29 protein-coding genes are annotated in these 19,407 nt (G+C 43.4%); 8 read left to right on the top strand and 21 right to left on the bottom strand.

Annotated elements, in window-relative coordinates; all coding sequences use genetic code 11:
• Positions 1 to 130: 130 nt before the first annotated feature.
• Both QUB25_RS25630 and QUB25_RS25625 read right to left on the bottom strand, forming a co-directional pair.
• Positions 131 to 340: a hypothetical protein gene (locus QUB25_RS25630; protein ID WP_333187550.1), complete on the bottom strand. Its 210-nt coding sequence runs from the start codon at positions 338 to 340 to the stop codon at positions 131 to 133.
• On the bottom strand, positions 337 to 1,404 hold the full coding sequence (locus QUB25_RS25625; protein WP_333187548.1) for a thymidylate synthase: 1,068 nt from the start codon (positions 1,402 to 1,404) through the stop codon (positions 337 to 339). The genes QUB25_RS25630 and QUB25_RS25625 overlap by 4 nt, the downstream gene beginning before the upstream one ends.
• A 700-nt stretch (positions 1,405 to 2,104) precedes the next feature.
• Here QUB25_RS25625 and QUB25_RS25620 point away from each other — a divergent pair.
• Positions 2,105 to 3,541 (top strand): NCS2 family permease, encoded by a 1,437-nt coding sequence (locus tag QUB25_RS25620; RefSeq protein ID WP_333187545.1) that lies wholly within the window; start codon positions 2,105 to 2,107, stop codon positions 3,539 to 3,541.
• 678 nt (positions 3,542 to 4,219) lie between these two features.
• Here QUB25_RS25620 and QUB25_RS25615 read toward each other — a convergent pair.
• Together QUB25_RS25615 and QUB25_RS25610 are read right to left on the bottom strand one after the other, a co-directional pair.
• Entirely contained in the window at positions 4,220 to 4,780 is a 561-nt protein-coding gene (locus tag QUB25_RS25615; protein ID WP_333187628.1) for an IS630 family transposase, read from the bottom strand.
• Between the two features lie 292 nt (positions 4,781 to 5,072).
• Entirely contained in the window at positions 5,073 to 5,291 is a 219-nt protein-coding gene (locus QUB25_RS25610; protein ID WP_333187542.1) for a hypothetical protein, read from the bottom strand.
• Between the two features lie 378 nt (positions 5,292 to 5,669).
• Here QUB25_RS25610 and QUB25_RS25605 point away from each other — a divergent pair, with 378 nt between their 5' ends.
• The 5 genes from QUB25_RS25605 to QUB25_RS25585 all read left to right on the top strand — a co-directional run bounded on the left by QUB25_RS25605 (position 5,670) and on the right by QUB25_RS25585 (position 8,897).
• Positions 5,670 to 6,707, top strand: coding sequence for a hypothetical protein (locus QUB25_RS25605; RefSeq protein ID WP_333187540.1), 1,038 nt, complete (start codon positions 5,670 to 5,672; stop codon positions 6,705 to 6,707).
• A 79-nt stretch (positions 6,708 to 6,786) separates the two neighbouring features.
• Entirely contained in the window at positions 6,787 to 7,314 is a 528-nt protein-coding gene (locus QUB25_RS25600) for a thermonuclease family protein (RefSeq protein ID WP_333187536.1), read from the top strand.
• A gap of 81 nt (positions 7,315 to 7,395) precedes the next feature.
• A complete protein-coding gene (locus QUB25_RS25595; protein ID WP_333187533.1) occupies positions 7,396 to 8,025 on the top strand; it encodes a hypothetical protein in 630 nt (209 codons plus the stop codon).
• 46 nt (positions 8,026 to 8,071) lie between these two features.
• Complete coding sequence (locus tag QUB25_RS25590) at positions 8,072 to 8,281, top strand: hypothetical protein (protein WP_333187531.1); 210 nt, start codon at positions 8,072 to 8,074, stop codon at positions 8,279 to 8,281.
• A gap of 106 nt (positions 8,282 to 8,387) precedes the next feature.
• Positions 8,388 to 8,897 carry a hypothetical protein gene (locus QUB25_RS25585; RefSeq protein ID WP_333187529.1) on the top strand — a complete coding sequence of 170 codons (510 nt, stop codon included), beginning with the start codon at positions 8,388 to 8,390 and terminating at the stop codon, positions 8,895 to 8,897.
• A 76-nt stretch (positions 8,898 to 8,973) separates the two neighbouring features.
• Here QUB25_RS25585 and QUB25_RS25580 read toward each other — a convergent pair whose 3' ends face one another.
• From QUB25_RS25580 to QUB25_RS25515, 14 genes are all read right to left on the bottom strand, one after another.
• Positions 8,974 to 10,794 (bottom strand): ATP-binding protein, encoded by a 1,821-nt coding sequence (locus QUB25_RS25580; RefSeq protein WP_333187527.1) that lies wholly within the window; start codon positions 10,792 to 10,794, stop codon positions 8,974 to 8,976.
• Between the two features lie 268 nt (positions 10,795 to 11,062).
• Positions 11,063 to 11,548 carry a hypothetical protein gene (locus QUB25_RS25575; protein ID WP_333187524.1) on the bottom strand — a complete coding sequence of 162 codons (486 nt, stop codon included), beginning with the start codon at positions 11,546 to 11,548 and terminating at the stop codon, positions 11,063 to 11,065.
• A complete protein-coding gene (locus QUB25_RS25570; protein ID WP_333187520.1) occupies positions 11,532 to 11,816 on the bottom strand; it encodes a hypothetical protein in 285 nt (94 codons plus the stop codon). The genes QUB25_RS25575 and QUB25_RS25570 overlap by 17 nt, the downstream gene beginning before the upstream one ends.
• On the bottom strand, positions 11,813 to 12,676 hold the full coding sequence (locus QUB25_RS25565) for a hypothetical protein (protein WP_333187517.1): 864 nt from the start codon (positions 12,674 to 12,676) through the stop codon (positions 11,813 to 11,815). The genes QUB25_RS25570 and QUB25_RS25565 overlap by 4 nt, the downstream gene beginning before the upstream one ends.
• 334 nt (positions 12,677 to 13,010) lie before the next feature.
• Positions 13,011 to 13,364: a hypothetical protein gene (locus QUB25_RS25560; protein WP_333187515.1), complete on the bottom strand. Its 354-nt coding sequence runs from the start codon at positions 13,362 to 13,364 to the stop codon at positions 13,011 to 13,013.
• A 1-nt stretch (position 13,365) separates the two neighbouring features.
• The gene (locus tag QUB25_RS25555) at positions 13,366 to 13,698 is read right to left on the bottom strand and encodes a hypothetical protein (RefSeq protein ID WP_333187512.1); all 333 of its coding nucleotides are present in this window, start codon (positions 13,696 to 13,698) and stop codon (positions 13,366 to 13,368) included.
• Positions 13,691 to 13,915 (bottom strand): hypothetical protein, encoded by a 225-nt coding sequence (locus tag QUB25_RS25550; RefSeq protein ID WP_333187510.1) that lies wholly within the window; start codon positions 13,913 to 13,915, stop codon positions 13,691 to 13,693. Before QUB25_RS25550 ends, QUB25_RS25555 begins: the two co-directional genes overlap by 8 nt.
• On the bottom strand, positions 13,916 to 14,299 hold the full coding sequence (locus QUB25_RS25545) for a hypothetical protein (RefSeq protein ID WP_333187507.1): 384 nt from the start codon (positions 14,297 to 14,299) through the stop codon (positions 13,916 to 13,918).
• On the bottom strand, positions 14,277 to 14,666 hold the full coding sequence (locus QUB25_RS25540; protein ID WP_333187504.1) for a hypothetical protein: 390 nt from the start codon (positions 14,664 to 14,666) through the stop codon (positions 14,277 to 14,279). The genes QUB25_RS25545 and QUB25_RS25540 overlap by 23 nt, the downstream gene beginning before the upstream one ends.
• 7 nt (positions 14,667 to 14,673) lie before the next feature.
• On the bottom strand, positions 14,674 to 15,129 hold the full coding sequence (locus tag QUB25_RS25535; RefSeq protein ID WP_333187502.1) for a GIY-YIG nuclease family protein: 456 nt from the start codon (positions 15,127 to 15,129) through the stop codon (positions 14,674 to 14,676).
• 131 nt (positions 15,130 to 15,260) lie between these two features.
• Complete coding sequence (locus tag QUB25_RS25530; RefSeq protein WP_333187500.1) at positions 15,261 to 15,557, bottom strand: helix-turn-helix transcriptional regulator; 297 nt, start codon at positions 15,555 to 15,557, stop codon at positions 15,261 to 15,263.
• Positions 15,558 to 15,581: 24 nt separating this feature from the next.
• Positions 15,582 to 16,199 (bottom strand): hypothetical protein, encoded by a 618-nt coding sequence (locus QUB25_RS25525; protein WP_333187498.1) that lies wholly within the window; start codon positions 16,197 to 16,199, stop codon positions 15,582 to 15,584.
• A gap of 19 nt (positions 16,200 to 16,218) precedes the next feature.
• The gene (locus tag QUB25_RS25520; RefSeq protein WP_333187496.1) at positions 16,219 to 16,605 is read right to left on the bottom strand and encodes a hypothetical protein; all 387 of its coding nucleotides are present in this window, start codon (positions 16,603 to 16,605) and stop codon (positions 16,219 to 16,221) included.
• Between the two features lie 42 nt (positions 16,606 to 16,647).
• The gene (locus QUB25_RS25515) at positions 16,648 to 17,001 is read right to left on the bottom strand and encodes a hypothetical protein (protein ID WP_333187494.1); all 354 of its coding nucleotides are present in this window, start codon (positions 16,999 to 17,001) and stop codon (positions 16,648 to 16,650) included.
• 16 nt (positions 17,002 to 17,017) lie between these two features.
• On the opposite strand from QUB25_RS25515, the gene QUB25_RS25510 reads away from it, so the two are divergent.
• Entirely contained in the window at positions 17,018 to 17,155 is a 138-nt protein-coding gene (locus tag QUB25_RS25510) for a hypothetical protein (RefSeq protein WP_333187491.1), read from the top strand.
• A 133-nt stretch (positions 17,156 to 17,288) separates the two neighbouring features.
• Here QUB25_RS25510 and QUB25_RS25505 read toward each other — a convergent pair whose 3' ends face one another.
• From QUB25_RS25505 to QUB25_RS25495, 3 genes are all read right to left on the bottom strand, one after another.
• Positions 17,289 to 17,861 (bottom strand): hypothetical protein, encoded by a 573-nt coding sequence (locus tag QUB25_RS25505; protein ID WP_333187488.1) that lies wholly within the window; start codon positions 17,859 to 17,861, stop codon positions 17,289 to 17,291.
• A complete protein-coding gene (locus QUB25_RS25500; protein WP_333187486.1) occupies positions 17,842 to 18,195 on the bottom strand; it encodes a hypothetical protein in 354 nt (117 codons plus the stop codon). The genes QUB25_RS25505 and QUB25_RS25500 overlap by 20 nt, the downstream gene beginning before the upstream one ends.
• Before the next feature lie 66 nt (positions 18,196 to 18,261).
• Positions 18,262 to 18,561: a hypothetical protein gene (locus tag QUB25_RS25495; RefSeq protein ID WP_333187483.1), complete on the bottom strand. Its 300-nt coding sequence runs from the start codon at positions 18,559 to 18,561 to the stop codon at positions 18,262 to 18,264.
• Between the two features lie 99 nt (positions 18,562 to 18,660).
• Here QUB25_RS25495 and QUB25_RS25490 point away from each other — a divergent pair, with 99 nt between their 5' ends.
• Complete coding sequence (locus QUB25_RS25490) at positions 18,661 to 18,942, top strand: hypothetical protein (protein WP_333187480.1); 282 nt, start codon at positions 18,661 to 18,663, stop codon at positions 18,940 to 18,942.
• Positions 18,943 to 19,407: the final 465 nt, after the last annotated feature.

Raw genomic sequence — 19,407 nt, 5'->3', positions numbered from 1 at the left:
CGCATACTAATCAGATAGCAACTACATGACACTCACATCTCACTCACTAAAAAGCAAAGCGAGAGTTTTTAGATACAAAAACGCATCCTTGTTCGGAACCGGGATGCCAGTCAGAAGCAAACTTGGAAAATTAATGAAGGTTGATGCCGCCAGCTTTTAATTGTGCTTCAAATTCAATTGTCTGGGACTGGTTTGAACTAGGAATCGATCCCTCCAATGGATTGAAGGGACGACTTGTAGAATTCAAATTAGCATTAAAGGACTTAGGCTCTGTCATAGTCACACTTCCGTGAATTGGCAGAGCTTCGCCGGGTTTGCCACTCAAGGAAAAAGGCATCATAAATCTTGGGTATAGATGGTTTGAGTTTTCAAGCACTGAGCAGCTTTTTGTAATTCTACTCCGAGATAACCGATATGCTCGGTTTGGATGGCAGGCGACGCAGCAGAGATTTCTCGGACTAACTTCAGAGCGCTTCGTCCCGAGTAGTAGCTAACGGCTTTTCCACTGCCCGGAATTTGAGTTACCAAAATCTTTTCATCATCCTCATCAGTGACGAGTTCGATTACGAAGTTACCGGCAGGGTCGAAATAGTCCCGACTGTTGCAGAGGCGATCGTAGTGAGTACCGATGACCCGATCGGCAGTCTCGAAAGTATCGTCATACAAGTGGGCGGACTGGGATAGCGTCACCAACGGGCCCATCGTCAAATCGCAATCAGAGCGTTGGGCGATCACATCTCGGATGTACGGTTGCAGCGCCCGCAACCCCATCGCGTTCGCCGACCACGCCGCAAACATATCATTACTCCGCAGCGTAGCAGTCAGTGAGAGTTCCCCGCCCACCACGCGCACCCAGATGTGATTGAGGCATGGGCTACCACTGTGCTGATGGTCGGAGCTACCGTCAGCGCGTCTGCTGAAGTTGCCGCTAGAATCCCAGAGGTTGATAACGGCGCTGGCAGCGTCAATCTCGTTGATGAGTTTGGCGATGACTTGTTCTATTTGGTCACGCCCAAACCATGACCGCATCCGTTGACCGTAGGTGTACTTGATTCCCTCGTGGTATGGGGCATCTTCCAGAATCTGCGGGATGTAGTCTTCCAGAAACGGGCGATCGATCGGCAAATAATTGGACTCTAGAAAGTAGAACTCTGGCGGCTCATCGGTCACAACTGCCATCAGATCGATTAGTTCTTGCACCTGTCCGTCATATCCTGTCGGCCGCAACACGCCTGTGGTTTTGATGCGGTGGATGATTTTTATCCAGGTTTCGGCGATCGTCTTGCCTTCGATTCTGTGACCGTAGCGCTGACCGGGGAGAACCGTCGGTAAGTTCTCTACCAGCGGGAATATCGTCGGTGTTGCCAACTCCGGCTTCGGGGCAAACTTGGCTAACTTTTTCACTCAGGGGTGACTGCTTCGGTAATGCTTTGGACTCCGCGTGTCCCGATAACGTACCGCCCCGCAAGCTACGATTTCCGTAGCATTTGCAGATTCTCGAATGGGATTTCAATATCTGCCTCTTTTCTGTTTTTCTGTCACTAAGGGGCAGAAGGGAATAAGAATTCCCTCTCATTTATTGAATAAGACAAAGGAGTTAAATAAAAATTCATTAACACTCTTAATCGAGCCGAGCTTGTAGATAATTGTGGAAGCGGAAAAACTTTTAGACACTGTTATCTCAAGCTAAAGCTAATTAAAGATTGTAGTATTAATTTCAAAATTTCTGTAATAGCGATAATACTCATCAATCCCTTTCAAGGTTGAATCAGCTTGACGAGGCTTGACCATAGGCCCCGCCCTGATTTGAAAGATTTTGTTCTACTCTACTCGGCGACTTAGTGACAGGTGAGGTATGTAGTAAATTGTACAGAAGTAAGCTTTCTAATATCTTAAGCTTCAGCGGTATTTCGCATACAGGATTATGCACACTACACACGCTCGTGCAATTCTGCGTTTGTATTGCCTCGAAACTGTACCTTTAGTGGAACTGATTGGAAAGCCCTTGCGCTGTTTTGGTATCCGATCGCGTTCTCGCCTGAAGTCACGGATCGATCGTTTACCGCCTAACTCCTATCTCAATTAAATGGAGCAGATCCAAACCATGAGCGCTGATTTAGAATTTCAAGAACCAATTCCACCAAAGCACTCCTACACAGGTTGGCAAGCAGCACTGGCAGAGTTCTTTCAGTTTGATTTTTACAGAACCAATTTCAGAACAGAAACGCTCGCGGGTATCACCACATTCATGACGATGGGATACATCTTAGTCGTCAATCCGATTATTCTGTCAAACGCAATTTTTTTACAACAGCCTGGAGATTTGTTTTCGCAATTGGCTGTAGCAACCGCTGTGGCGTCGGCAGTTGGAACCTTCTGCATGGCAATTTTAGCAAACTACCCGTTCGGGCTCGCGCCTGGAATGGGAACGAATGCCTTTTTTGCTTTTTCAGTTGTAATCGGACTGAAAATCGATTGGCGGTTGGCGCTGTCATGCGTGTTTGTTCAGGGATTAATTTTTATGCTTCTGACGTTGACAGATGTACGTAAGTTATTGATCGCGGCAATTCCCAAGTCGCTCAAGCACGCAACCGCAGGTGGGATTGGCTTGTTTATTGCCTACATCGGGATGTCAGGAGATGTTGTTAATGGGGGGGCCGGATTGATTGTGGCAAATCCAGCGACAAAAACGGCGTTTGGCAGCTTAGCAGAACCGAACACGCTACTGGCTGTGGCGGGTTTAGCGATTACAGCCGGATTGGTGGTGCGGCGCGTCAGAGGTGCGTTACTATTTGGAATTTTTGGAACTGCTATTTGGGCTTGGCTGTTCAAGGTTTCACCTCCACCTCAAGGATTTTTTGCGCTGCCGTCACTGCCAAAAGACATTTTTGGTCAAGCATTTCTGGGAATTGCTAATCTGAACTCCGAGAATTTTATTGACTGGATTGCAGTGCTATTTGTGTTTCTGTTTGTTGATATTTTTGACACCATCGGGACGTTAACGGGTGTCGGAATGCGGGCTGGTTATATCGGACCTTCGGGCGAGCTGCCGCGTGCCAATAAAGCACTGATGGCAGATGCTATTGGCAACACAATCGGTCCGATATTCGGTACGTCGAGCGTGACGGCTTATGTTGAATCGGTCGCAGGTGTTGCCGAAGGTGGTAGAACTGGATTTACCGCTTTAGTTGTGGCAGGATTATTTGCGCTGTCGGTATTTTTCATTCCGGTGTTTAAAGCGATTCCGGCTTTTGCAACGACGCCGACGCTGGTGATTGTGGGCGCGATGATGTTAGCTGAGGTGAAAGAAATTCCCTGGGATGATATGTCGGAAGTGATTCCAGCGTTTCTAACGATTTTCCTGACTCCATTAACGTATTCGATCGCGGAAGGACTGTCGATCGGATTTATTGCCTATCCGATTGTGAAAACCTGCCAAGGTAGAGCTAAGGAAGTATCTGGGGGAACTTGGATCGTGGCGGGCATTTTCGTGATTCGGTTCATTTTTATGTCGCTGCGGTTTCATCATTCAGCAGCCTGAGCCGGCTCAGGCGAGAGCCCACTGCTAGGTTTGAATCACTTATCTCAAGTTCTATCCCCCTGATATCTTGCAGAAATGTCAATCACGGGATTTTTCGCGGGGTTCGGTGGATTTATTTAACCTATTTGCAGCCCGGGCGATCCTTGGGGAACCGGCCCCTACAAATTATTGATAATGATGCAACATATCAGAAGTTTAATCAGCTTTGCTTTAGGTTGCACGAACGGCTCGATCATCACCCATGATTATTAAACTAAAGACACGATCGGCCAGTTCTTCCAATAGGGTTGCAGGTGTGGCAGAATTGCCAAATGCCTGGAGCGGAGTCGAGCGCAAGTCCAGCAACATAAACTCTGCTTCTTTATCCACCTCTTCATTGCCAATGCGATTGTCCAGACATACCGCTCTAGCGTCGGTCAGCGTAGCCAGAAACAATGCTTGAAATGCAGACAGAGGGTATTACCTCAGTTACGCGACTTTGTAGGCTTCATGTGCCGTTTACAGCATCGAAAGACTGACTTCAGAGAGGATTTTCCAACAAGGGAATTCGTTCGTTGTCGCTTTTTCCTATTTCAAATGCTTCAATAAAAACGTCAACTAAACACTGAGTTTTTATCTTCTTTGGTATCGGCAAGAATTACTAAAAAGCGGACGGAAGGATTCCATAATACCAATTTCCTAAAGTTCTGCTACAGATATAGCCTCTAAAATAAATTTCCATCCCGTCAAAGAAGCAATAACTTCCAACGTCAACTTATTTAACTCTTTTTGCACCGCTGCTCTCAACTCTTCTATTTTGTCAAATCTCAGCCATTTCAATTGTTCTTTTACGTATCCCCACAGTCTTTCTATGGGGTTTACTTCCGGACTGTATGCGGGTTGAAACAGTAAAATAACATTTTCTGGTATGCTGAGATTTAAAGAGTTATGAAATCCTCCATTATCTACTTGAATTATATGTAAATCCTCCGGATACTCACTGGCAAATAGCTCTAAAAATTTCTCGAAGCACACTGTATCTAAATGTGTAAATTCATAAAAAAAGCTGGCTCCAGTGAGCGGTTCAACTGCCCCATAAAGCCACAAATAAGTAAAGTCCCATTGCACTTTTCCTTGCGGTTTTATTCCGTAACCTGTTAACTTTCTTCTTTGAATAGTATGCAGCCCCATCCGACTTTCATCAGAACTCCAATATCGCACTTTTTTCCACTGCTTTAAAAAGCTCTCACTCTGACTGATACTGCTTTTAATTAGAGATGACAGTTTTTTTTGAATTCTTCTACTACCCCGGTTTTTTGTTTTTCACTCACCGGACGTGGGACTTTTAATTTTCCTTTCATCCGATATCTGGTCCATTGGTGTACTGTGCGATATGCCACTTTTATTTCACAGCAGCTTGTCAGCCATTGGTGTACTTCTTTGTAGCTACTGAATCCTTCGGGTTCTTGTAATTCCTTTGATAATCTCTCTACAATTTCAGGATTCATTATTCAAGGTCGAACCGAACGAGGTTTCTGCAATAATAATTCTTCTACTCCCCCCGAGCGATAACTAGACAACCATCTTTGTATTGTGGTACGATGTTTCCCGTGCGCCGCACAGCAGCAGACAATACGCTGTCTACCGTTTGGGTTTTAAGCCAATACAGAACTTGTAGTTTTTCGTGGCGCAAAACATCTTTCTCTTTCCTCATAAGAGTTTTCAGCTCTTCTGTTGTTTCCCGAATTTCAATCCGAACAAGTCCTGACATTTTTCTTCCTTATATTTGGGGACTGATTCACAAAAACGATACCTACTAATTGTAGCACTATTTTATGAAAGTGGTATAACAGGTTTCTAACAAAGAAATTGATGCCACGTGTTGGAGAGTAGAGTTGTTTGTAGCTTGTGGGGTTCGCTACATACTCATGCTCTTCTAGCTTCTTTTGTACCGCGCTTTTCAATATCCAGCCTGTTACTATTACTGTTTGTTCTGTTCCGCAAAACTCCTAATTCGGCTTATACAGCGGTTTGTAATTTTTTTCATTTTCTACAAGTTCTTACAACTTTTTACTGTTTTTTGAGAATTGTATGCAGACAAGGATAGTTTAATTACAATATAATATAACACTGATTTAAAGGTGTCGTTATGCTAAAGCAATCTAAAATTTTGACACTACAACCGCAGATGAACCGAAATAAGACATTGGTGATGTTTGAGAAAATTAACAGAGATTTGTTGGCAAATATAAGAGAAGATGTAAATTATCGAATGCCGTCAGGATATATAAGCTGGCAAGTGCTGAGCCAGATAATAGCGATCGGATTAAGCACCTGTGATTTGGAATATGCAAAAGTTGACATCTCCGCATTTATTCAAAGCTACCGAATTGCGTTATGGTTTGCTCAAAAAGCGCCGATGTACTGTTTTACTCATGAGTTAATTGAAGCTTTTGACCAAACTGACGCACTCCATAAACCAGGGGTTTTATACGGATGGCAGCCCTCTCGACCCACTTTTTTGCTAGCTATGCCAAAAGGAGCCATCTCTGCACCCGATGGAGCTGCGATCGACTATCTGACGATTAGTTGTAGCAATATCAATCATCCTGAATGGAATTGTGGCAAATGGAAGAGTATCTCGATTCAGCCTCTCAAATTGAACTACCCTTTATACTTTCAATACTCTACTATTGATACTCACGAAACTGTGTGGACTTCCGGCACTGCGGTGTCAGAAAATGGAGATACTTTGATTTATGACGAAAATTGTGATATTGGACGTGATACTCTTACTCCTGAAGATAGAGTTTTCATCCAACGTATAAGAAACCTTGTCATCAACATTCTATTAGCTCTTGAATTTGTTCCATCTTTGATTACCGATATAGACAAGAAAGACTTATCATCTACTAAAGGATTTGGAGAAAAATTACAGAAACCTAAAACTGTCGATCGATTCCCCCGTTGGCTTGGTAAAGGTTTTTCTCTTCCACAATCCGATTCTTTAACCACTCTTGAAGAAATTCTTGAAGAAGATGAGGAAAAGACAACAGTAAAGATGATTCATTCATCACCAATTGCTCATTGGAGGCGCGGACACTGGAGAGTTTTAGAGACTGGTGAAGGTAAACGATGGAAGAACGCTAATAGAATATGGATAAAACCCATATACGTCAACTTTTAAAACAATCAAATTGATCGGAATTTACTGATGGCAAAAAACCCTACAGCTCATTTAAAATAAAGCTTTAGGGTTTTTTGACATGGAAATAATTAAAGGAACCGCCTACAAAGCAGAAGTAGGCTTTATCTACGATGGAGATAGTTTCAATCTGAAATTAATCTCTGCAACAGGCAGTGAGACTCAGAATATCATCTGTCGATCGCAATGGATTGATACTCCCGAAACGCAAAAACCCGGTATAACTAGCACTGACCCGGTGGTTCTTAAGCATTGGGAATGGGCAGAAAAAGCCAAATTCGCGTTGATGAATTTGATTCAAAACCGAGCGTTGATTGCTATTCCCTATGAGGTTGACCAATACCAACGATGGGTTTGTGATGTTTACCTGGACAATTTACTTGTTTCTAGCAATGTTCAAATCAAACTCGTTCAATCTGGGTTAGCTGTTTCTCGCCTGCCCTTTAATCGTCACATATACAACGTGAGAGAAACAATACTGTTGCGAGCGGTTATAGGTGCTGCTGCAACAGCTAATCGAAAAAGGCTCGGAATTTGGGGTCAAGCAAACATGATTTTGCCCTACGAATTCAAGAAATTAGCACTCTAAACTCCTTCTCCTAGAAGTTAGGGCGTATAAGACCGGGGCGTGTTTCAGCATCAGACAAATTAGCTCAACCGGAAATAGAAAATGACGACGACATTCGCTGAAAGAATCATCCAGTACATGGAACAACAAAATTATGAAATCTGGCGAGGCAAGTTAGAGAAAAACATAATCTATGTAGAAGGGGCGGATACTGATGGAACCGAAAATGACGATCGACCCAATTACTTCAACGATCTCAGGATAATTATTGCCTTCAATGACAAATTCCAACCCGTCATTGAAGGGATTTGGATTGCAAGCACCGAGCCAGGTTACTACTACACCGACAATCCCATGAATCCGAAGGGGGCAGCTCGAATCGGGTTCGGGCAGTACATTGCTTGGCAGGTTGGGTTGCACGGTTACTCCAACCCTCATGAATCTCTCATCCAAGTCGGCGAAGTTAAGGTTCACCGCGACTACGATCGCAATATGAAACGCACCGGCGATCGCATCGAATGGGGTTACTTCGGCATAAACCAACATTGGGGTTACGGATACCCCATTAACGATATCCGTGATGCCTCAGCGGGTTGTTTAGTGGGTCGCCTATGCGAAGAACATATCGACTTCATGTATCGTATCAAATCCGATAGGAGATACCGATTTGACGAGAGATTTGTCTATCCGACAACTATTATTCCGGGTGACAGATTGCCTACTATTCACTGATCACAATTATCGATCGATCCAAAATTGCAGATTTTTAGACAATGATATGGAACAACACATTAGCTTAATTGTGACTATTCTCTCAGCGATCGTATCTTTCTCTTTTTACATAGCTGCTCGCCGAATTGAAGATGATTTGGTATCCGATTTGAAAGAATGGAAAGCTAACATTAATGGACGATTAGATCGCTTAGAACTTACTTTATCTAATCGGTTCCATAGATCGATCGCAACACCACTCGAATTACCAATGTAGAGGCTCGAATGGCATACTTTGAATCTGCTTTTGAAGATCCTTCTTACTTCAAGATGGTAGAAACTTTAAACCAAGGATTACCCACTGAAAACACGGATTTATAGTTATGAAAATTCGCTGGCAAAAATACTTAGACTTATTAGCTACTATTTTTGGTACTGTCGGTGGAGTTGCTCAACTCCTGGTGGTCACAAATCGTCTTAGTCAAGATGATGGACTTTTAATTAGTGGATTAGCTACAATCGCTCTAGGGATAGTTGCAAATAAAGGTAAATTACCTTACACGCGACCTTACGATCCTCCTAATTACTTCCCATTAAACCAAGCCAATTATGATTCGCCGCCATATAACGACCCGTACTATGAACTACCTACGGCACAAGCACCGCTTGAGACAAACGTGGCTCCAACACAAACTCCGTACAAATCTCCGTATGAAAGTTCAACTCCAACTCCAAACAGTGCGTACCAATCTAAGTATAACAGAGCAGAACGTAGCCCAAGACAAAGACAAAGCGATCGACCGATTGACTCTGCCCGCAACCCTGCCCGATTCAAACGAAACACTGGAAAACGATTAAAAACCAAGTGTGAAATACCGAAAAATGATGATTAATTAGATGATTAATTAATCGAACAAAGCCTGTGCTGTTGCAGATGATGCGATCGAACAGGTTTTTTATTGTCGCTAACTATTTATAATTACCAAATTGCTGTTTCAGTCCTTCATACAAAGTTTTTCCTCTTTGAAATTTTTTGCCACCTGTCCCGCAATCTAATACGTCTCGGATGATAGCTGTCATACTTTTATTGAGCAGTTTGATTCCGAGCCACAACGCTTTATCGGGGTTCTCAGGCATCAAACTAATCACTTCACTAGAAGAGATTTTTGCTTCTGATAGAAGTTGTAAAACTGCTACCAAAGCTTTCGATCGCTCATCCTCAGATAGTGCAGAAGTAAAGCTGGAAGTGTTGCTATCGTGTACTTCTGGGACTTCTAAAGTAATTTTGTTTCCTTCACCTGTCTGTAAAGTTTGAGTAGTAAAATTTACTTCTGCTTCTTTAACTATTTCTCTAACTTCCCCATTAACTTGACCATTAACTTGACCATTAACATCAGCCAACCAATTTGCAGCCTCTTGCATAAAATGCTCTTTATTGTTGCTTCTATTGGTATCGTTGTTTGTCTTTTCGTTAATTGGAGTATTACCTGAAGTGTTAGATGCAGTTGGGATAGATGTGAAGGTAGGAGAAACTGGAGTTTTCTCAGAGATAGGAGGATTGAAGAGATTGTAAACGAACTCGGGACGAATCCAATTAGCCAAAATGGAGATTTTGTAGTCTTTAATAAATTCTCCTTCCTCATCTTTAATTCCTGAAATCACACCTCGAAAAACAGGGGTTTGCTCAGAGGTAGAATAAAGCTTAATTTGAATCACATTTCCCTGAAGCGAATCACTAAATCCTGTGCCACCACCCCAAGCAGCATTAGTATTATTGTGGGCAATTATCACGGGAGACTCATTTGATTTACGAGGGTCACTAATCACCTTGCGACTTAGCTTAGATGCAGATTCTTTGCTCCCTTCTTCTAAGCCATAATTAGTAGCTTCATCAAAGATTGAAGTGATAGGATTATCTTCTTCAGTCCGCACGGCGAATCGATCGTACATCGCATTTAATTGCGCGCCTATCGCCTCGTAATCATAATTTGCACCGTATCCCGGTACACCCAACTCCACTAAATATTTCCAGCATTTATTTTTGTTTTGGTGGAAGTGAGGGTCAGCGATCGATACAATGGAATGCCCCCGTAAATAATACCGACACAATGCCAAAAACGCTGCAAAATAAGACTTGTAACTGCCTTGGTCGCCATAGATTAGGACGGGCTTCTTCATCAGTTGACCGATCCATCCACCCTCATGTTCTTCAATCAGTTTCAACAGCACTGCTCGGGCTGCTGCCATCTGTTCGGCTCGAATTTCTGCTGGTGTCTTGGTGTCCTCCCTTGGTTGCTCATTTCCTGAGCCAGAATCAGAAACAGAATTAGTAACAGAATCAGGTTTTGTTTCTGGCGCAGAAGCAGAGTCAGTTTTTGTTTCTGAGGTTTCTGAGTTTTTTAGGAGCTGGTTAAGAATTTCGGGATGATCACGATTCATGACCGTGACATAGTTTTGTTGAGTTTGAGCCTTGTAAACCTCGACGGAAGCGTTGGCGCGCATCTGTTCTTTGACGACCACCTCCTGAACCAAGACATCAGCAACAGCATTATTCATCGCAGCCTCGATCGCCTGCTGTTTCTGCCGCTGCTGAAATTGCCACAGTTCTTGCTGTTCGAGTAATTCTTTCTTTTTCTGGCTATCCCTCCAGCCGAAATATCCGCAACCGACTGCTGCGACGGAACTTGCTTGCCGAAGCCCTACCCAACGATCGAACGGAATCGGCACTAATGCCAGCCCCAGACAGCAAAATGCTCCAACAAATGACCCGATCGTTACCTTGCTACTCATGACTCTTTACCCTTTACCCAAAAACCAATACCCAAAAACCCATACCCAAAATCTGTGGCCCAAAAACCTATCCCGAAACTTTCCCGAAACCTATCCCGAAACTTTTCCCCAGCTCTGCGGATGTAGCGTGACTCCCATTTATTTCTGGGAGCCGTGGCAGTGGCAACAACAAATCCCAATCTCCAACCAGGAGAACGCCTAGAAGAAATTTGTCCTGGTTCAAGATTGGGATAAGCCCGTTTTTGTAGAAATGTAGAAAACTCAGTAGCTAGTCGCTGCCAGCGCCAATAATCCACATGGCCACAATCACAACAAATGCGATCGCCAGATAATGCTGCCAGGTCAGAAGATGATACAAATCCCAGAAGCAGAGAATGCCTCCGAAAGCGAGTGCAGCACCGCCCGTCCGCCACAGTCCTACATAACGGCTATCGGTCGGGGAGATGATGAACAAACTGACAGAGCCGGCGATAAGAACCACAACTCCCAAGAAAATATGTGGCTTTGAGAGCCGAACCAGATTGACAATTGCCACACCGATCGAAAAGTTGACTATCAAAAAGTGCCATTTATTGATAGTTTTTAAGCGTTTTAACTCGGCTGACGGTTTATAGACGATCGGTTCTATCTGTGGCTGTGGGATGTGCTGTGGGATTTGGTGTGAGTGGGGCTGTGTACCATTGTGGGAGGATGCCACACTCGGTCTTTGTAAGGGGTTCGGGACGGGAGAGGAAGAATTAAGTGAAGGAAACATGATTTTTGCACTGCTCACATTTATTGAATGGTTTGCCGTACATCAAGCAACAGTGCGGACAAATTTCGATATTCTGTAGTGCTGAACATTCCGCAACCACTAAATATCCGCCACTGTTCATAAGTTTGATTCCTGGTTCGTGGTCTTTTGTGGTCACCCACCCCGCATTTTTGACAGGAAGGCGTAGCTTGCGCGGCGCGTCAGCGCCATCGTGCTTGAAACTTACAGAACTGACCACTTTGAAAAGTTCACCTTTAGAAATTTTCATGCTTTACCTCCGAAGAAATTACTAACTCGCGTAAACCCCCGATTAATTTGAGAGGCGACTCCTTTGACTTTCCCTGCCATATCGCCCGACCAATTAACCGCTAAATTGATTGAATCTTTTGCCTTTGTTGTCGCTGTTTGTCCTCTCGCTACTAATCCACTTCCTGAAGAAGCTGAAGAACTTGAGACTGGAACAAATAGAGGTTGACTACTTTGAATTTGAGGAGAAGAGGAAGGATTGAGAGCTGGGTGAGTTAGCCCATGAAAGCCGTATTTTAAGCCGTATTCAGCTTCCTTATAGCTTTTATCGTCGTCTTCTTTCCACTGGCGCAGTTGTTCAGCAAACTCGGGATTTCCTTGCAATCTTGCAATGGCTGCATCTACTTCTGCAACTTTCTTAGCGATTCCTGCAATAACTCTGTTATCCCAGAGAAGTTTAACTTGTACAGTTTCTCCCGCAAATTGTTCTTCTTGTTTCGTGAGACGATAATCCTGTTGCTCGACTGTCGCCCCCAGTTTAGCCCTGGCAACAGCAACATCTATCTGAGCTTCCTTGATTTTCTCAGCGCCTTTATAACCTTCCTCCATCAACCAAGCTTGAAATTGGCGGAAAGAAATTTGCGCGTCAATGAGTAACTGAAATTTCTCTTTGATTTCTTTCAGGTGATCGAGAAACCATTTGGCTTGGATGGCACGTTGACCGATCGCTGCCCAGTCGTGAGAGGTTAATTCGCTAAAATTCGCCGTGGTAATTTTATACATTTCCCACAGCATCGTTTCGCCTTCTTCGTCAAGCGCCCCATCTACCAAGGTTGTGAGAAGTTTAATCAATACATCCGGTTCTTCCATTACTGCCTGCATTTTTACTTTGCCTCCATTGGTCAATCTAAGTTTGTTGGGTTAGAAGGATTGAAATTATCAATCCATTCTTGAGCGTTTCCTAAAGCTTAGTGTGGGTCATCTGCTTCACCAGTTTTTAATTTGTCGTAAACATACCAACTCCAGCTTTCTTGAGAATTGAAGTAAAAACACTTAATTTGAATTAGCAAACCCAAATATTCATGACATTTAGTTTCTTGTCTAGCTTCAGACTTTTAATACTATGCTGTGCCAAACAAGAAACGATCGATTTTTGTAAACAATTCAGCAATGTAGTTAGCAGGGAAACTCATTAGATTTGAGTGGAATTTGTTGATTAATTAACATTTTCGTATTCTTCATCCTCATAGTCCATAAAAGCGTTAATCCACTTTTGGGCTGCTAAGAGGGAGGAAGCGGAATCGTAGGTCATGCCTTGTTCAAGCATCCGATACATCCCGTCGTACACGTACCAATTCCATTTCTCACTCCACTGTTGATCTCCGTTAATGTGAACGCATATTAGTCGGATAATCAAGCCATAATGCTCATATTCATCGGTTACTGGTGGATTAATTACCCATTCTCTAATTAGCCCTTTTAGTTTTAGATAAATCAGTAACTGTTTGGTGAATGAGAGGACGATCGAATCAGGAAATAGATTCAGGATTTGTCTAATATTTTTAACCATTTCAGTTTCTAGTTGATGGACGTTGGTGATGAATTATGAAAAGGTCAATATCATCAATCTCTCTTTGAGCCACAACTAAAGCATAATCTCGACTATCAGCAATTCCTTGTGCAATTATTCTTTGTCGAGCATCAAGTATGTACCAATAACAATGGAAGTCACCATTTATTTTCCAGCTTTGAATACTTATTGATAAGCCTAAATATTTATATTCCCTGGATTGAATTTCAGTTACTTGGAAATACCCTTCTCTATTTCTTAAATTACTCAACAAAGTTTCGGCAACGTAGCTAACGATCGACTCTGGAAACAAATTCAGTATTTCATCAAGCATTTGGTTCCCCGTTCCGTGTTAGATGAGTTTTGATTTCTACTGTCTCCCCCGGTTCCGGTCTGGGGAGCTGAGCTTCGACTTCTTTCATGGCCCGAATCGCGCAGACTTCATTGTCGCCGTAAACTGTAAAAACTTGAGTTCCCCGCCCACGACTGCTCGTAACGTAAACTTTTCGAGAATATCCATTCGCAACTTTTCCGAATAACCAATCAAACATCTATTTTGTCCTCCTGTTTCTAATTAATTTCATCCTCAACGCCGCCAGCTTCAACCTATTCTTATTCAACCTTTGCTTATCAATATCATCATCATCTTCAGAATCAGCATCACCCTCTTCTTCTTGGAGACTGATGAAGAAATCACTTGAGGCGCTAATTTGGGTTCTGGGGTCAGAGACTCGTTGAACGGTGAGAATTGTCCCTTTTAGTTCGACAATTTGATAAACAAAGCCGCGATCGATCGCTTCTTCGGCAGTTTCTGCCATGTAACGGGGACAGACAAAATCCGCTAGTTCTAAAGGTTTACCATCATAGGATTGCGGAATTTCGGCTTGCGGGACTTCGGATTGTGAAGTATCATCAAATTCGGGTGTTAGATTCATTTGGTTTTGTACGATAATTACTCATGTACAATTCTCGACCTTCTAGAAAATCAACTGCCCAAGTTTGAGCTAGAGCCATAGCTTCATCTTTAGTATCAGCCGCTCCATCATTTAACATTCCTTGTCCATAGCCGTCATAAACCCTCCAATTCCAGGATTCGAGATCCTTTTCCAAGAATCTCGAATATGTGGAGAACAAGTGTACTTGAATTTGCAATCCGGCGTAGTAATAGAATCCGGCTAGCAAATTTTCATCGTCGTGTTTCGGGTTTTGGAAAACTTGATTAGTGATTTCCCGTGAAACTTTAATCAGCCTATTTTTAACATGGAGTTTTTTAGCTAACAGTTGTCGCCAGTTTTTAAACATTTTGAAATTACCCACAAAGGAAATAAAACAGGTACATACAAGCAGAAATTAGAGCAACCAAGTAAGCTAGATTGACGAGTATCGCCATAGTAAATACCATGATTTGAATCAGCTTCAGTCTCAGGGGAGTGACCCGAAACCATTCGGTATACCCATCCAAATTTTTTCCATCCAATTTTTGTATTCGCAATTCGTTGTGAGCAGAAAAGATATAGTGCAGCAAATCTTCTGTCACCTTCATATTCATGGTGAATGCGATCGCCTTTATTTCCAAATCGCTCTCATACTCCCGCGAGAGAAAGTACCTGCGTGTTCTAGGTGTCCGGCTCAAGCCAATTTTGCAGAGCGTCACACCTTGAATTTGTATTTCTCGTATTTCTCGTATTTCTCGTATTGCTTGGCGATCGTGGAATGCGTACACAAAGCCGGGCCCGTAATGGCTCTGTTGTTTTTTCTTTTTCACCTCTATCTCCTGATAGGAGCTGTAATTAGGTAAATTCAGAGATGAATTTTTCAGGCAGGGTTTGGGCGTAAGTTTTGCTGACAAGTTTGGTGAAATTTGACGTAGCCCTCGTTGTAAAAGTTGTCTGAACATCATTGTTTCCCTCGGATGCAGGCAAGTATTGTCTGAAGTTTGTTAGCGTCTTCTGGCGTTAAATTATGGACTTTGCCAATCTCAAGTTTTGCTACCTGTTCACCCATCAACCATGATTTGCTTACTTCAAATATTTCTGCAAATTGTTCGATTCTTTGGGGAGAAACAGAAACTATACCTGCTTCTATCTCTAAAATGTGGCTGGGCTGAAAACTTAGCATTTTGGCTACCTGAGCCGGGGAAAGACCCGCTAATTTCCTAGCTTCACAGATGCGGTTTACGATCGTTTGAGTCATACTAACTCTCCTGACAATGGAGTTTTATAAAAGACTCTTTTTCATGCAAGCTATTTCATGCTGCAACAATGCAATCTCTTGAGTATTGAGTTTTTTCATTCGCGGACTCAGACCCCGAATTTCCATTTGAGCATTGAACCGAGTGTCAAAGTCAGGTGATGTTATTTGAACGTCCAATTCCTCCATTTTGGCTCTGTGTATTTTGAGTTCTGCTTGAATTTCTTCAAGCGACATATCCGCTACCTTTTTGACATGGATTTTAGGATCACTCAATTTTCTTTTGGTCTTTGGCGGTGAGTCTGGCAGTGGAGGGAGATTGTCTAAATCCAGAGCCAGTTTTAAATCGGGATCGAAATTAGTGTGAGGGATGAACTGAGGCATGACCATCGTATGGCGTTCCGCAATGAGTTCAGCAGTAATTTGCTGTGCCAAAGCTTCATTTCGCTCACTTAGTGCCAGAAGTTGCTCGGTAATTTTCAGTTTGGCTGAAAGTTTCTTTTCAGTGTTGAGCGATCGCCTTAAATCTTCCTTGGCTGCCAGATTATTGATACTTTCAGTAACGATTTGCTCATAGGTCATTGTCACTGGGTCGGGTAAACCTGATGAATCAGAGGAATTGGATGTAGACACAAGTTTGGTCATTTGGTGGCTCACTTATTGCTCAATAAGGTTTGGGTTTGTGCTGGTTGTTACTGTTGTTGCTGTTGTTGCTGCCGTAGGCGCAAGCCGGGGCGATAGCCATCGAAGGGGCAACGTTGTAGATTCGGGTATTGTGTTGGTTGCCGTGGACGATCGTCGGACGTGATTCTTGAGCACCGTGTTGATACCCAGTGTGGTAAAGGAATGCTCCAAACCCAACAACAAGCGCGGGTACAGCTCCACACATTAACGAACCTACTATCATTGATCCTTGTTCACTTGATTGTTTAGCTTCTCCTGTAAAATCTACGGAACCACTTCTTTTGTCTGAATAATCAATACAACTATCAGAAGATTGGTTGCCATTATGGGAATCAACAGCAGTATTAACATTTCTTTGCTTTTTCATGAAACTCCTTGGAATCTTAACTAAATTTGGCTGTACTTGGGATTATGAATCCGAATGTAAGTGTTTTAATGTCTGTGTCCATTGTCTAATTTGTTCGGTTTCTTCAACAGTCGGGAAACTGCATTCATAATCTTGCTGAGCAGTCTCGAACCGATAACAGGTTGCCGGGTAGGGACACTCTCTACCTCCGACACAGTTGGGGGGTAACTCTCTTTCTTGTGGTTCGCAAAGCTGAAGATTTTCGTCAACGGGTTCCAGAAGTCGAGTGCGATCGCCTAAACACAAATCCAAGTCAATCACTCGGCACAGTTCTAAGCATTTTCTATCAGCACTGTAGACATAAACTCTCTGGTTTGGATGCCAATCGTAAACTCGGTCAGAAGTAATGGGAATCATTTAGCACACTCCTGTCATGAAAACTGAAGCTGAACTAATCGGGTACGGCTTAGTGGGAGGTGTGAAAATTACTGACAGCAACCATTTAAACATTGCTCTTTTCTCTCTTTCTGAAATAGTGGATGAAGTTGATGAAGTTGATGAAGCGGGATGAGGAGAGGAAGGAGAAAGCAAGCTCGCATAGATAACTAAAGCAGCCAATAGTTTTTCTCTGTGAGCACTACGAGCTTGCTCTTCTAGAACTAGCTGTGAGCTATAAGCTTGGGCTAGTTCTAGGCACGATTCAATTAGCCCCAAGCTCCAGTTATCCGTTTTGGTGGGTTGGTTTTTTTTCCGGGTAAGCTACCGTTCCGCAAGTCCAGAGGCGCATTTTTGACGGACTCAACAACTTGTCCAAAGTTGGATCGAGTGTTTGCCGATCGCGTTTTCAGTTCATCCACCACATTGTTTCCTAGAGAGATGAAAAACGCATCCACTACCGACGCAGCAGCAACTTTCCCTACATCGGTCATTGCCAGTGCTGCCTCTTGGGTCGCACCTCTCACGGCCACAACAAGCTCTGATGTTTCCTCTTCGCCATCTCGGTGGTCACTGTGGTCTATTACCGTTTCATCAATCATGTCGTTCTGAGCTTCCGCCTCTGTGCCTGTCCGAGCACTGGCAATCGCTAGCAAAGCTTCAGACGGGGACATCATCTTCTCGCGAATCAGCTCATAATATTTCCGAACTTCTCCCGCATCCGACTCGTTCACGTTAGTTAGCTGCCAGTCTTTGTGACCGAGGGCTTTGCGGACATTGGTGATCTCTTTGACAGCACCTAAACCGAGTTCGTATTTTAGATCATTGCGTGAAATAGTCATCTGTTTCTAATCCTTTTTCCTTGAGGTAATTTCGGGTTTTCTCTAGGTTCCGATCGCACTCAATGAATATCTCTTCTATGCGAACGAGACACCATTTTGTGAAATCTGAGAATTGGCGAGTATAGATTGCCCGCTCTGATTCCGGGCATTCCTCCAGCAGTGCCAGCCGTCTCTTGAAAGACCCCTCTGACATTGCTGGTGCTTTCTTGCGGTTCTTTTTACCTACCTGTGCCAGTAGTTCTTTGAGCTGAGTCCGAGTCCAATAATTGCGCTTCCCATTTGGCTGCTCAAACTGTGCCGGGTATGGTCTACGGCATTTCTTTGCGTATCTCACGAGCTATTTGGAGTTACTTGATTTGCGGTACTTTAAGTAGATCGCAGCCAGAGCAAAAAAAAATATCTATCGTCCCGTCCGCTTCCTTTTGGGACTGCTGGCGAGCGGGCTTTTAGCTGTGGGGTAAGTTTTCGTTGCGTCCCAGTAGCCATAATCCCGCCTGTAACTCCATACCTTCTCTGCTGCTTCTCCAGGCGTTTTGCCGAAGCCTTTCACGGTGCAGTTGGGGTTGAACGAACGTTCAACCACAATTAGATGCTGTTGCTGTAACATAATGCTGTCTCCTAGTGCCGTGTGGCGGCATTGGTGGAAAGTCTGGTGAACGTGTTGACGCACGTTTACCAGGCGTTTTGGCAACTGTAACACTAAATTAGTGTTACGTCAAGAAAAACTTAGAAACTTTCTAAGTTTTCCATTATCCTGATTTGAGTAGTCAAAGGATTTTATGGGATTTTATGGGATTTCATGGCAAAAAGTAGGGATAGTCGCGATCGCATATCGGTGACATTCGATATTGGGCAGTTGCGGGAGCGCTTAAAAGCTCAGGCGATCGAACCGAATCAGTCGCTAGCATCGATCGTCCGCATGGCACTGATCGAATGGCTGGAGCAGCGAGAAGCCGTCGAGGATGAAAAATCTTCCGAAGAAGAAGACAGGAGAAGAGGAGTCAGGAGGGAAGAAAGCTCTCCTCTGGTGACTCCTGACTCCTTAGCTCCTTCCCAAGAAAATTCTCAAAAAAGGGATTAAATTGATATATCAGTTATTGAAAATGCTAGAAACCTATATACAGTAAATATTACAAGTAAATTAATACTACTTTGGGGTAGTAGGGGTCGTGGGTTCAAATCCCGCCGCTCCGATAGATGGAATCCTTATACACTAGGGATTCCATTATTTTTGGTAGATTTCGCAGCATATTGTCATTCTCAGTAAGGGGTGACAAGATCTGACATACTCAGACATAAAGTGCGATAAATCTGCGATATGCCAAAAGGCTCCGTAAACATTGAAGTTTTCAAGGATCGGCTACGGTTGGCGTGGTCATAGCAAGGGTTAAACTAAGCGATTCCCTCACGAGAACCGCTCGTCTCCAAAACCGTGCTTGATAGTTTCCCATCACACGGCTCCTCAGTAATAACCCTCTTTTGTCACTCTCGTGGTAGTATAAGGAGTGACACACCCCAAAAGCATTGCCAGTCCTATGGTAGAGCC

The sequence above is a fragment of the Microcoleus sp. B3-D7 genome (genome assembly GCF_036705305.1).
Classification (GTDB): domain Bacteria; phylum Cyanobacteriota; class Cyanobacteriia; order Cyanobacteriales; family Microcoleaceae; genus Microcoleus.
The sequence above is the reverse complement of the archived record's forward strand: the minus strand, read 5'-3'. Positions and strand labels throughout refer to the sequence as shown.